Origin of the sequence: Nakamurella multipartita DSM 44233 (genome assembly GCF_000024365.1) — a bacterium.
Classification (GTDB): domain Bacteria; phylum Actinomycetota; class Actinomycetes; order Mycobacteriales; family Nakamurellaceae; genus Nakamurella; species Nakamurella multipartita.
Genome location: NC_013235.1, coordinates 4,959,972 through 4,973,062, shown reverse-complemented (window position 1 = coordinate 4,973,062; position 13,091 = coordinate 4,959,972). Strand labels below are relative to the sequence as shown.

The window sequence follows — 13,091 nt, the reverse complement described above, 5'->3', positions numbered from 1 at the left end:
GCTCTTCAGAGTTAGCAGGGCTTCGCGTGGCTGGTTGACGCCCGGGATTTCCGGGTGCAGGCGTAGCGTACCCGGCGCTTCTGGTTGTCCTGGTTGCGGAAGCCGAAGGCGATCCGGCCGATGTGTTTGACGATCCGGTTGTAGCCCTCGGTGCGGCCGTTGCTGATCCCGGTGTGCAGCCCGGCGATGATCGAGTTCTGCCAGGCGTGCACCGTCCACGCCAGCCGCCGCAGCTGCGCGACCCCGGAGTCGGCGCAATGCAGATAGAACGCGGTCAGCGCGTTGAAGATCCGTCCGCGGTCCGGGTTCGTGCCAGCCAGCTTGAGCAGCTTGCGGAGCAGTTCCTTGCCCTGCCAGCACTTCTCAAGGCCGCCGGACGGGTCCGCCCGACGCATCGCATCCTGCACCTTGGCCAGCTCGTCGTCGGTCAGGGACTCCGCGGCCCGCAGCAGCCGGTTCCGTTGCGCCCACTCCGGGTCGCTCTTGCGGCCCCGCCGGCCACGCAGCGCCCAGGCCAACTCCCGCCGGTAGTCGGTGACCGCCTTGTTGGCCAGGGCGGACAGATGGAACCGGTCCACGACCACGACAGCATCGGGCAGGGCCAGCCGGGCGGCCCGGGCGTAGGTCGCGCTGGTGTCCATCGAGATGTGGGTGATGTTGGCGAGCCAGTCCGGGTCCTGCGCCTGCAGCCACTCGATGAGGACCTTGCTGGTGCGGCCGTTGACCTGCGCGAACAGCCCGCCGTTGCCGCTCAGATCGACCAGGCCGGTGTCGAAGCGGTCCACCCAGGTCTTCGCCCCGGTGGTGGGGTCGGTCTCGTAGTGGGCCTTGCCGCGGCGGGTCTCGTCGACGCCCAGCACGGTCACCGGCGGCGGCTGCTCGGGCAACACCTGCGCGGCGTGCGCGACGAACGCGTCGTGCGCAACGCGCCAGTCCATGCCGAATTCGGCCGCCACACCGGACACCGGCCGGGTGTGGTCGCCGATCGCCTCGGCCGCCAGTCGGCGGGCCCGGGTGGTGATCCGGGCCCGGGCGGGGATCTGCTCGGGCAGGCACTCGGTGAACACCTTCCGCTCGCAGCCGTCGACCTGGCAGCGCCATTTGCGTTTGCGCCACAACAGGATCGGCCGATCCTCGCCCAGCCGGACGTCCCGCGGGCGGGTCGTCACCCACGCCTTCGGCGACCTCGACTGCTCACCGCACTCCGGGCACCAGCCGGCCAGCTGCGGGTCGGTCGAGCAGTGCACGACCCGTCGGCCGACGTCGTCGCGGACGACCTGGTCGACGACCAGCCCGTCGATGTCCAACAGCAGCGAACTACTCTGGTCCATGCTCGTGGTCCTTCGGCAGGTTGCGTAGAGAACAACCAGTTTCGAAGGCCACGAGCCCTCATCTCACCCGACACGCCGCCGCAGGTCGGAGGCCCGGAGCCCTATCAAGTCCGAAGACCCCGATTCCGAGCCTCCCTGCCCGTCCAACGGGCGGCAAGACTCTCACAACACGTGGACCGGTCGCGGGGGGCCTTGTCAGCGCAAATCGGACCTCACGCGACACTATTGGCCTGGGCCACGAAGTGCTTACTGGCTAGGATGTTACACTCTCGTTAGTTGCTTTTCCGATTCACTCTTTGTTCTTGCGGCGGAAGTCCGCAAGAACGGTGAACTCCAGCGAGGATGATCAAGGGCCATGAGCGGCGCGCATACGAACCGGTCGTCTGGCGACCAATATAGCGGCTGAGGAGCGCCCTTTGGCACGGAGCCACGGGTAAATCTCCATAGCGCCCCCACGCTCCCTATGAGGACAAAGAATACGCCGACATAGGTTGCGAACGAGAAGGCATCGAATGTTCCGGCGGCCAACATCGCAGCAGGAAATGTTACAGCCAGCGCTTGCGCGAGGTGCCGGTCGGCCTCGCAGGGGGTCCGCAGTCGAATACTGCGCGCTAGGAAATAGGGAACCAAGTAGAGTGCTGCGAGTGTGGCGACACCAACAACACCGCTTGCTAGCAACGTAACGTAGAATTGGTTGTCCAGCAGCAAGTATTGCTCCGGGATGATCATCCCAGCGCCGCGACCCAAGACTGGTCGCGATTCAAAAAGCTGAACCACCGTGGCCGTATCGGAGAGCCGGTGCTGAATGCTGGGGTCGTTGTTGACATTAGTGAAGAGCGCCCAGATGGTCCCTAATAGGCCGCGGTTGACAAGATGGAACGTCACTAGTGCGATCGATCCTATGACGATCACGTTGTAACGTAAGCGCCACTTCCACACAAAGAGCATGAGGAGGAGTACAACCGCGGTGGTTAGCATGGCCGATCGCGATATGGACATTGGAATCGCAGAGACGATTAGACCAACCTGCACCCAGGAGAGCACGCGGGCCCAACGTGCTCGTTTGGAAAACAGGGCGTAGTGCAACGCCAGTGGAAGCATGATGGCCAAAACTACGCCAAATTCTATGTAGTGTGTCGCTGTTCCGGCCACCCGCGCGAAATCACCGTCACCACGGGCTCCCTGTATGAGCAATTGACTGTTGGCCGTCAACCCAGGAATCCGGATGTAGAGGACGAGATTTACAATTCGGGCGTACTGCAATATTCCGACGATCGCCATTACGGCCGCGAATCCCACCATCGCGCGGAGCAGCAGATCAAGCTGACGTCGTGTTACAAGTCCGTCACAGACGGCCAGCGCCACACCGGCCATCGCAAATGTGAATATCAACCAACGGTCTGCGCTGTTGGCCTCGATCTGGGTTGGTCCGCGATCGAATCCGACCGCATATGTGGCCAATTGCACGGCCACGTAGATGCCGACTAGCCATCGGATCGGCTGCCGACCTGCAGGCAACCCTTTTGGACGCAGTGCGGCTAGGGCCCAGAGGAAGACCAGCAAGATCCCAACTGCGACAGATGGGCGCCCCGCGGCACCCATGCCGCTAACGACCAGCCGCGCGGGGATCAAGAACTGCAGAGCGAGAAAGACGATTAGAATGCCAAAAGTGGTGATCCGATAGGACCGCAGCAGCAGCACCGTGTCGTTGCTTACATGGTGCTTGCGCAGGATGGTCGGCTGCCAAGTTCCGGTGCTGGTACGAGGGCGGTCGAGTACGCCGCTGCTCACCGGCGGGAACCGCTGGCGGACGAGGAACCGATGGCCTGGACAGCGGGCTGATATGACGTGCTGGTAGACCCGCCGGCCGGTCCGCGGGATGGCGCCGGATCTCGGGGCCGGAGACGCCTGGATTGGCGAGTGGCGCCGGTTTCGGTCGGCCCACTCTGCGGCATTGGAACACGTGAAGCCGTCGTGCCGGTGATTTCGCGATGGCCCGGTACCGCGGAATCAGACTGGGCGGCGACCTTCTTGTTCCGACGTCGCCGACGAAGCAGCCCGACAATGTCGTCAAATAATACCGCGACTGCCAAGGCAACCGCAGCACCGAGCACGAGAATCACTGCTTGAACCCGAAGGGCGCCGTCTGTGACAACGTTCGTGATCACCGGTGCTGACAACACCTGCAGCCCGATCTGGTTGGCGTCGGGTACCCCACCGGCCGTTTGACGCTGTTTGAGTTGGGTCGTGGCGATGTCCAGCGCTGCTTGCGCGGTGGCGACCACTTGGTTCGGGTTCTCGCCGCGAACGCCGATGTTGAAGATCGAGCTTCGTGCTTGACTTGTCACGGTGAACGATGGGATCAGGCCCTGTTGCGCGAGTGCTGTCTCGGTGTCTGGACCGTTGAGGATGATGGCGAGCGCCTGGTTGGCTCCGTCGACATTCCCGAATGGGTTAGCGACCGGTGCGACCGTAGGCGGGGGAGTGAGCAAGGCAGATGCGGACGCTTCGTACTCAGGATGCGCCGATTTGCCAGCGGAGTAGGCACCGAACCCCGCGAGTGCGAAGATTGCCAGGAAGATATACCACCGTCGAAGTGCCGCGATCGTAATACCCCAGACGTCCAACGGACCCTCCCGATGTCACTGTCTGACCACAGCCTGTAGTTCGAATGGTCGCGACGAACCCATAGTACCCCGCTGAATGGGTGAGAGGTATCGTCATTTCGGGTGGGAGAGCGGAGGCGTCTCTGACAGAAGGTGACACAAGTCACCGCCGAATGGCTCCGGTCCCGGTCTGGGTCAAGGGGCCGGCCGGCGGGCTCCGTCAACGGTGATCACGTGTCAGAAATGCGCGGCAACTGTACGTAGTGAGGCCTACCGACGCCAGGAGCTCCACGGTGCTGCATTTCAGGCCAACCTCGAGTTGGTGGACCTCACCCAGGCGACGGCCACCTGGGCGCGGAACACCGGAGCACCGGCTAAGGACATCGTTGACAAGTCACCTGAGGACGGGCCATCCACCGCATAAAGTCAGCGGACAGGTCACTAGACCGTACGCGCAAGCTGCCGACGGCGTCGAACTTGGCTTCGCAGCGCCCTCCTGAGGTCGGGTGCGGCCAGCAGAACGGCGATGGCCGCCATGGCGAGCCCGCTCGCGCCCGCCAGTACGGCTCGCGCCCAGCTGTGGGCGCCGGCGATGACGGCGGCAACTGCCGCGGAGCTGAGCGCCCCAGCGATCCCGCCGACCATTCCGGGGAACCAGGCTACCCACATTCTCCGGGCTTTGAACCGGAAGATATGCATGCCGACCGCGACGAATGAGGTGGTGCTGATGATCGCGCTCAGGCTCAAGCCGGCACAAAGCGACACCAGCGCTGAAGATCCGAATGCAGCCGCTCCTGCGATGGCTAGGGCGCTGGTGCCGACCCAGCACCAGGCAAGGAGCGAGGTAAGCCCTGGGCGTCCGACCGCTTGGAGAGCCGGCCCGATCAGCAGTGATCCGGACGTTGCCAATTGACCGATGGCAACCAAACGGATGGCCAACGACACTCCGTGCCACTCCGCACCGAGTATGGTTTCGATGCTGTCAGACATTCCGATGACGATCCCCAGCGCCGGCATACAAAGCAACGTGGTCGCACGAGTCATGGAGAGTAGGCGGTCACGGAAGGCTGGTATGTCATCTTGCAGCGCCGAGAGTCCGGGCAGCGCTACCGCCTGCATGGATCGGGCAGAAATATCGACGACAAGCGTTGTCAGTCGGTTGGCCATCCTGTAGAGGCCAACTATCACGGGGCCGAACAGCGGGCCGGCCATCAACACATCCAACCGACCGCCCAGAAATACTCCGATGCTGCCACCGGCCGAGCGCATCGAATAGCTCCAAAGTGTTCGGGCCGCGGCCAAGTCAACGCGCAGCCGCGGTCGCCAAGTGGCCACTCCCCAGAGCACGATGGCAGCGACCACGGAGGTGGTGAGTTGCTGCGCGACGAGAGCCCAAACACCCCAGGACAACAATGCCCCGACCACGCCGACGATCCCGCCAATTGCGGCTGAGACCCAGGTACGAACGGCAAGCGCTTTGAACGCGAGTTCCCGGGTTAGCAAGGCTTCCTGGACGACCACGAGCGAGGTGATCGGGATGCCACACGCGAGGACGCGTACGACTCCGGCGAGTTCCGGAAGATCGTTCATGCCGGCCCAAACCGGCGCAATCACGACTCCGATGCCCGTCAGGATCATCCCTATACCGACGACCAACCAGAATGCCGTGTCCGCCTGGGGCCCGGTAAGTTCTTTTCGAGAAACAATTGCTGGGGCTAGCCCTTGTTTCTGCAGCATTTCGATGAGGCCAGTAAATGCGAGAGCAAGAGACATGACGCCAAACACCCTCGGGCCAAGGAAGGCGGCAAGGATAAGGGTCAGTCCGCTGGTGATTGCCATACGGCCGAGGTTCTGTGCGTAAGACCATGCCGCAGCTCCGCGAAGGTTGGTCCGCTTCGTGCTCCCCGGTGCCGACCTGTTCACATGACCCTGCCGTTCAGAATTGCCACTCTGCCAAAGTGTAGCTACACACAAAAACTGCCCAGCACCCGAACAGTCCCTCACCCGGCCGCCTGACAACTGCAAGTCCACAGCATGCTGGGACAAATTTGGTCAGGCCCTGGGGGGACGGTGCGTCACAAGCGACGTACCGTCCCCCCAGGGCCTAGATCCTACGCCGGCACTGAAACGGTGATCACGGCAGGCGTACTCGAGTTCCCTGACCGATCCTGCTCGTACACGGCGTACGTGTAGGTACGGCCCGTGACTACTGCCCCATCAGTGGTCGACTCACCCAGCGTCGGACGGACCCCGATGTTACGCCCCCCGGTGGGGGAAACATCGCTCGTCGCACCATCGAATCGGCGAACGACAATTCGGTTGAGATCATTGTCGGGCGAGGCAGTGTTGACCCAAGCCAAGGTGACGGTGGTCGAAGTACTCGCCTGGAGTTGAAGATCGCTGACCGGGGGCGGGGGTGTCAGATCAGCCGGGGTGGTAATTGTGACGGTGCTCTCGGGACCGAGTTCGCTGTCGTTGCCGATTCCATCCCTGACGAAGATCGAGTAGCTGTATTGATGATTCGGCAGTAGGCCGCCGTTCTCGGTCGATTCGGCCAGCGCCGGTGACAGCGAGATCCCCTTTCCAGAGGTCGCCGTCGGTGGAGGAGTTGCCCCGTCCGCACGTCGGACGACAACCTTCGTCAACGGCACATCGGTCGGGTTGTGCCAGGTCAGCGAGATGTCGAATGGGCTGTTTGCGGTGGCTTGCGCACTTGTCACTGGGCTCGGGAACTGTGCGGGGACTGTGATGCTAGCGGGAGCACCAACATTTCCGGCCTTGTCAATGGCAAACACGGCGTAGGTGAACTGCTGGCCGGGCAGCAGGGAGTGGATGTCGGTGGTGTATTCGACGAGTGGTCTGCTCATAGGGATGTTGTCGCCATCGGTCGGCGATGCCGGTGGAGTGACGCCGGCCGACCGACGAACAACAATGCTTTGAATGTCCCGATCGGTAGCTTGTGCGGGATACTGCCAGGTCAGACGGACCTTGCTGCCGGTGACGGTTGGGGCGGCGAGGTTGGTGACCGGGGTTGGCGGTGGGTCATCGGCCAGAACCATGTTGTTCATGGCCTTGCCGGTGATGGCGGTGACTCCACTCAGGCCGACCGGAACTCTGGTCTCGCCATAGGCGTTGCCGCCCCAGGCCACTACCGTGCCATCAGCCAGCGCAACGAGACTGTGTGTGGCGCCAGCGGACACGGCGACCACATTGGACAACCCAGCCGGAACGGTTGCCTGACCGTCGGCGTTGCTGCCCCAGGCCACAACGGTGCCATCCCCACGCAACGCCAGGCTATGGTTCCATCCGGCGGCCACTGCAACGACATCGGACAACCCAGCAGGCACGGTGGCCTGTCCATTTGCATTGTTGCCCCACGCAACGACGGTGCCGTCACTTCGCAGAGCGAGGCTGTGGGTGCCGCCTGCATCGATGGCGACTACATCGTTCAGGCCGGCAGGGACGTTCGATTGACCGTAGTTGTTCTGACCCCAGGCCACGACCGTGCCGTCCCCGCGCAAAGCCAGGCTGTGATACCGGCCGCCGGAAATCGCCACGACGTCGGTCAAGCCGGCGGGTACCGACGATTGATTGTAGACATTCGCGCCCCATGCGACGACTGTGCCGTCGCTACGTAACGCCAGGCTGTGGAATCCGCCAGCGGCGATTGCAACAACATCGGACAATCCGGCCGGAACGTTGGTCTCGCCAGCTTCATTGTCTCCCCAAGCAACAACCGTACCGTCATTTTTGAGAACGAGGCTGTGCGCGGCTGTCGAAATCGCTTTGACATCGCTCATCCCAGTCGGAATGTTGGATTCGCCCCAGGTGTTTCGACCCCACGCGACGATTGTCTTGGGCTGCGGGTCTGCGCCTGCCGCGGGTGCGAGCGCGACTAGGACCGAGCCAAGCATGGCAAGCACAGCCGCAACCGATAGTAGCCGCGTCCTGACGGGTGTCGTGCGGCGAGAGATCCCCAATGCCATTCAATTCCTCCGTGGCTGGATGTACCGACCCTCCGAGGCTGGTGCACAGACATCTCGAGTGCGCATCCCCCGTTTGCACGTGAGACTACGCCTAGTTAGCAAGAAACACGACACGGCGGGCGGGGCATAAGCCTAAAGAGTGATCAGCTCTCTCTGGAGAGACTACTTGACCCCTGACCGTTGTCGGTACGGTCGAGCGCGATCGGCGACGATAGCCCCATTCAGGCGATCGATGAGAGACCGTCAGAGAACGCAAGGACGCGTGTAGCCGCGCCGCTGTCGCTCTCGATGTTGGAGTCGGTCAGGTTCAGTCAGGCGACCGTGACCGCCGGATTTGCATCGTTGGCCGGCAAACCCGTCCGCTCGATGATGAAGCGCCTGAGTTCGGCCTCAGCTTCCAAGTCGACGAAAGTCCGACCTTTCGGGGGGGCAGGTTGGTCACCGGGCCCAACGTGCGCGCTCGGGTCAGCTGACTTGCCCGTCAGATCGTCAAAGACGCTCACGTATCTACTTGCCTGGGGAGCCCAATCCAGGACTTTGCTGACGCGAGCCCGCGCCGCGATTCCTCGCGATACGCGGAGATCGGAATCGTTCAGCAACTCCTCGATAGCGTCGGCGAAGGCCGATTTGTCGCCGGAAGGCACATATGTCACAGTGTCGGCGCCGGAGACCCGAGTCTCGATCAAATCAAAGGACACGGACGGCAACGCGTAGGCCATGTACTCCATGGTCTTGTTCATCGTCGAGACATCGTTGAGTGGGGTCTTGAGATCTGGGCACAGCCCGACGTCGGCTGCACTGAGGTAGTCAGCGATCATGGCTCTGTCGGCTCGACCGGTGAAGATGACGTGCTGGTCAAGACCGAGTTCGGTGCATTGGCGCTTCAAATCCTCCAGACAATCGCCAAATCCAAGTAGAGCCACCCGCAGCCCCGTCCGCCCGCGCCGATGAATCAGATCGTCGGCGACGTGCAGAATCATCTCGACACCATCTTGCGGGCCCATGATCCCGAGGTATACGAGCAGTTTGTCGGCGCCACTGCGAATGAATGTAGGAGGGTAGACGGGACGCATCGAACGGGTGTCCGGACCACTGCGGACGACGGTGACGTGGTTGTCGGCCTTCCCGCCTCGCGTGATGGCCAATCGCTTATAGGACTCATTGGTGGAGATGACGTGATCGGCGGTGTGGTAGGTCATCCGCTCCAGCCAGCGCAACCCCCGTAGTTGCAGTTTGCCGCCGAGGGCCTTCGGCTCTCCGAACCTGGAAAGGTATAGCTCAGGATTAAGGTCGTGCTGGTCAAAGATGAACTTTGTGCCACCCAGACGCCACAGTCGGGCCAGCAACCAATAGGTATCCGGTGGATTGCACGCCTGGATGACGTCGAACCCCCGCTCGCGTCGTACTTGGATCGACAGCGCTGCGGTGCGCAGCCACGAGTAAATGAACTCCAAAGCGAAGCCACCCAAACCCTTGGCGCCCGGCGCTGGTCGGTATTTGTAGATGGCGATCCCGTCGATAACCTGGCGGGATGGGTCGCCTGGACCTTTCGGGCAGATCACACTGACCGAGTAGCCGTTCGCCTTGAGCGCTTGGCACTCCAGCCACACCCGCCGGTCCAGAGGGACTGGCAGATTCTGGACGATGATCAGCACCCGAGGGGGGCCTGACTTACCGGAAGACACTCTCAACCGTTTCGTCACGCAGGCCTCGTCGGTAGCCGTAGCAGAACGCGAGGTCATCGATCATCCCTCCGAGTGGATCGGCGTCCGATTCCAGCGAGTGTGGTCAGGCACGGCGGGAAAGACGTGACCTCACCCAGGGTGGTTAGCCAAGTCGTCAGTCAGCCTGTCACAGCCAACTCACACGTACTATAGCTCAGTGTAGTCGAGATGTGGAACCCGTGCACCTAAAAGGAGTAGTGTCACCGCGGCACCCGCCGCTAGAATTGTACGAAGTGCGAACAGACTAGATGTTGCGATGCCATCCGATCGATCATCAGATTGTCGGGGTTGATCACCGTCGCCCGAGCGCCCGGTAGCTCCAGCCGGCCGACCGCCAGGCCTGCGGGTCCAGCGCGTTGCGGCCGTCCAGGATCCGGCGGCCGGCGACGACCTTGCCCAGTTCGGCCGGGTCGAGGTTGCGGTACTCGTCCCATTCGGTGAGCACCATCACCAGGTCGACCTCCTTGGCCGCGTCGAAGGGTGAGTCGGCGTATTCCAGGTCCGGCCAGGCCCGCTGTGCGTTGGGCACCGCCTGTGGGTCGGTGACGATCACGGAGGCGCCCTGCAGCCGCATCTGCGCGGCGACGTTGAGTGCGGGGGAGTCGCGGATGTCGTCGCTGTTCGGTTTGAACGCCAGCCCGAGCACGGCGATGCGGCGGCCGACGATCGATCCGCCGAGCGATTCGCGGGCCAGGTCGACCATCCGGACCCGGCGGCGCATGTTGATCGAGTCGATCTCCCGCAGGAACGCCAGCGCCTGATCGGCGCCCAGCTCACCGGCCCTGGCCATGAACGCCCGGATGTCCTTGGGCAGGCAGCCGCCGCCGAAGCCCAGCCCCGCGTTCAGGAATCGTCGGCCGATCCGCGGGTCGTAGCCGATGGCGTCGGCCAGCTGGGTGACGTCGGCGCCGCTGGCGCTCGCAGACCTCGGCCATCGCGTTGATGAACGAGATCTTGGTGGCCAGGAAGGAGTTGGCCGCCGCCTTCACCAGCTCGGCGGTGGGGTAGTCGGTGGACACCAGCGGGGTGCCCTTGCCCAACGGGGTGGCGTAGACCTCGTCGAGCAGTGCGCGGGCTCGCTGCGCTGCCTTGCCGTCCGGCAGGCCGTAGACGATGCGGTCCGGGTGCAGCGTGTCCTCGACCGCGAAGCCCTCACGGAGAAACTCCGGGTTCCAGGCCAGCAGGGCGTCCGGTTCGGCGTCGGCGACCAGGCCGGCGAGCCGGGCCGCGGTGCCCACCGGGACGGTGGACTTGCCGACCACCAGGTCGCCGGCTGACAGGTGCGGCAGCAGCGCGGTGACCGCGGCGTCCACGTAGGCCATGTCGGCCGCGTACTCGTTGCGCTTCTGGGGGGTGCCGACGCAGACGAAGTGCACCTGCCGGCCCTGCGCGTCGGCCATGTCCGCGCTGAACCGGAGCCGGCCGCCGGCCAGCTGGCGGGCCAGTACCTCGGGAAATCCCGGCTCGTAGAACGGGGCGACCCCGTCGTTCAGCTTGGCGATCTTGGCGGCGTCGACGTCGATACCGAGCACGTCGTGACCGAGCTCGGCCATACAGGCGGCGTGCACCGCACCCAGGTAGCCGCAGCCGATCACGGTCATCGTCACCATGTCTTGTGTGCCCCCGTGACTAGCGCTTTGTCAATCGAACGGCGCAAGGCCGTGTACTAATAGGTGCCATATGACGACTACTTCTCCGGAAAGAGGATCAGCATATCACTCGAATAGCGTAACACGCTCGCTGTGGCGATGACTTTGTGTTGCGCATCTCGCTCGCCACTGCACTGATGGATCGACACAGGCCTGCTGACCGTACGTGCCCGGCGATCATCATTTCGTAGCCGCCGATAGGCGTGTCAGCAGCGGCATCGGCGGGGCGTGGCGTGGCCTGCAGCAGGAGTGCCATGGCGGCGACACGAGGAGGTGGTACCCGGCTGGCGAGGATCTGGAGCTGCGGCTATTCGATGGCTCGTGCCCGAGCGATGAGGTCCGCACGCTGGAAGAGATCCTCTGCCTCTGCCCCTGGTCCGGACCCAGACGGAGTGATCGAGCTGACCGACGAGGAGTTCGTCGCATTCCTTGAGTCGGCCCCGCGGATGAGTAGTCTGCCGCCCGCCATCGACCAAGACTTGGGCACAGCGCGGCCCGAAACGGTCAGGCAGACACCGTGTAGCTGACTTCTTCCCTGACGGACAGTCCCACTGCGTCTGCGATTGCCTGGACCTTTTCGACACTCACACCCGCATAGCCCGTCGCCTCCCAGCGCTGCACCTGCTGCTCGGCCACTCCCAGTAGTTGCGAAAGAGCCAGCTGCGTCAGCCCGGCCGCGATCCTGGCCTCGATCAACGCAGGCAGTAGTGCGACTATGGATGTGAGGACCGTCCCTCTCACATCGCCTGCTCTCAGTGCTTCGTACCGTTTGATCTGCGAGCGCAAGTCGTCTATCTGAGAGGCCAGGCCCTCCTGCATTGCTTGATGAAGACGCCGATGAACACCGGGGTCGGGTGCGCTGGCAAGGGCCGCTGCGTACGCGCTCTCGAACTTCTCGAGCTCCTTCTTCGAAATCTTGTACTGGCGCTCGTTGGCAATCATTTCAGCTCCTCCACAAGGTCGATTGCGACGGGGAGGTTCCCGGTGGCGGCATCAAGAGGTGGCAACACGACACAACCTCCAGCACAACACAACAGTAGTGTTGTGTTGTAAAAGGCGTCAAAGTGCCGGTCAGACGGTGTTGCGCATCCCTGCTGCCGCTCCGTTGATGGTGAGCAGCTTGGCTGTGTTGAGGCCGGGTTGGTCGTCGAGCAGCTCGGCCTCGTCCTTGTCAACACGCGTTTGCGAACGTAAACTTGGGTAGGTGGATGTTGATTGGACGCATGGCGAAGCGCACATGTGGGCCAAGCACCAGATCACCGTTGCCGAAGCCACGGAGGCATTGAACGACCCGGACGCGCTCCTGTTCGACCCGGATCCCAAGAGTCGTTCGGGAAAGAGTGCGCGACTGTTCGGCTATTCGCCAACATCGGCAGCCGTGCTGGTAGTGATCCTGGTGCGCCGGGACGGGTCGGCAGGATGGTGGGGAGCGAACAGTTGGCGGGCCAACAGCGCTGATCGACGGACTTATCAGGAAGGGAACAGGCCATGAGTGGCATCGCCCGTGAGATTGAGGACATCGCGACTGAGGCGGACGTAACGGCCGAGGATCCCATGCCGGCTGGCGCTTCCTCCACCCGGCCGAACAAGTCGGTGGTGGTTGCCGTCCGTTTGACCCCGGAGGACGCGGCCGAGGTCGAAGTGCTGGCCGAACAAGCCGGGCTGCCGGTGTCGACACTGCTTCGGACGTGGATCACCACCGGTCTGACCGCCAGTCGGCCGGAGTCCTTGGCTTCAGCGGTTGAACGCCTTAGCGCCGATGTCGCTCTGATCCGCCGGTTCGTCGCGTAGTGCC

The 13,091-nt window shown here is 63.2% G+C and carries 8 protein-coding genes and 2 pseudogenes; 2 read left to right on the top strand and 8 right to left on the bottom strand.

All coding sequences use genetic code 11. From position 1 onward, the window contains the following. Window positions 1-11: 11 nt before the first annotated feature. From NAMU_RS22180 to NAMU_RS22160, 8 genes and pseudogenes are all read right to left on the bottom strand, one after another. Window positions 12-1,393: pseudogene (locus NAMU_RS22180) on the bottom strand (ISL3 family transposase). A 199-nt stretch (window positions 1,394-1,592) separates the two neighbouring features. Further along, window positions 1,593-3,122, bottom strand: a complete 1,530-nt coding sequence (locus NAMU_RS28590; protein WP_015749576.1) for an O-antigen ligase family protein — start codon at window positions 3,120-3,122, stop codon at window positions 1,593-1,595. Then, window positions 3,119-3,958, bottom strand: a complete 840-nt coding sequence (locus NAMU_RS29545; protein WP_015749575.1) for a hypothetical protein — start codon at window positions 3,956-3,958, stop codon at window positions 3,119-3,121. The genes NAMU_RS28590 and NAMU_RS29545 overlap by 4 nt, the downstream gene beginning before the upstream one ends. Window positions 3,959-4,378: 420 nt before the next feature. Continuing rightward, on the bottom strand, window positions 4,379-5,776 hold the full coding sequence (locus NAMU_RS27755) for an oligosaccharide flippase family protein (protein WP_052308046.1): 1,398 nt from the start codon (window positions 5,774-5,776) through the stop codon (window positions 4,379-4,381). Window positions 5,777-6,048: 272 nt separating this feature from the next. Further along, window positions 6,049-7,923, bottom strand: coding sequence for an RCC1 domain-containing protein (locus NAMU_RS28585; RefSeq protein ID WP_015749573.1), 1,875 nt, complete (start codon window positions 7,921-7,923; stop codon window positions 6,049-6,051). 311 nt (window positions 7,924-8,234) lie between these two features. Next, window positions 8,235-9,608, bottom strand: a complete 1,374-nt coding sequence (locus NAMU_RS22170) for a glycosyltransferase family 4 protein (RefSeq protein ID WP_015749572.1) — start codon at window positions 9,606-9,608, stop codon at window positions 8,235-8,237. 331 nt (window positions 9,609-9,939) lie between these two features. Continuing rightward, window positions 9,940-11,254 (bottom strand): annotated as a pseudogene (locus tag NAMU_RS31965) (UDP-glucose dehydrogenase family protein). A gap of 546 nt (window positions 11,255-11,800) precedes the next feature. Next, the gene (locus NAMU_RS22160) at window positions 11,801-12,238 is read right to left on the bottom strand and encodes a helix-turn-helix transcriptional regulator (RefSeq protein ID WP_015749571.1); all 438 of its coding nucleotides are present in this window, start codon (window positions 12,236-12,238) and stop codon (window positions 11,801-11,803) included. A gap of 262 nt (window positions 12,239-12,500) precedes the next feature. On the opposite strand from NAMU_RS22160, the gene NAMU_RS29540 reads away from it, so the two are divergent. Both NAMU_RS29540 and NAMU_RS30675 read left to right on the top strand, forming a co-directional pair. Continuing rightward, window positions 12,501-12,788, top strand: coding sequence for a BrnT family toxin (locus tag NAMU_RS29540; protein ID WP_138180404.1), 288 nt, complete (start codon window positions 12,501-12,503; stop codon window positions 12,786-12,788). Next, on the top strand, window positions 12,785-13,087 hold the full coding sequence (locus NAMU_RS30675) for a plasmid mobilization protein (protein ID WP_015749570.1): 303 nt from the start codon (window positions 12,785-12,787) through the stop codon (window positions 13,085-13,087). The genes NAMU_RS29540 and NAMU_RS30675 overlap by 4 nt, the downstream gene beginning before the upstream one ends. Window positions 13,088-13,091 lie beyond the last annotated feature (4 nt).

Coding starts and splice junctions, on each gene's coding strand:
- NAMU_RS27755 (WP_052308046.1), bottom strand. CDS start 5,776: ATGGCAATCACCAGCGGACTGACCCTTATCCTTGCCGCCTTCCTTGGC.
- NAMU_RS28585 (WP_015749573.1), bottom strand. CDS start 7,923: ATGGCATTGGGGATCTCTCGCCGCACGACACCCGTCAGGACGCGGCTA.
- NAMU_RS22160 (WP_015749571.1), bottom strand. CDS start 12,238: ATGATTGCCAACGAGCGCCAGTACAAGATTTCGAAGAAGGAGCTCGAG.
- NAMU_RS30675 (WP_015749570.1), top strand. CDS start 12,785: ATGAGTGGCATCGCCCGTGAGATTGAGGACATCGCGACTGAGGCGGAC.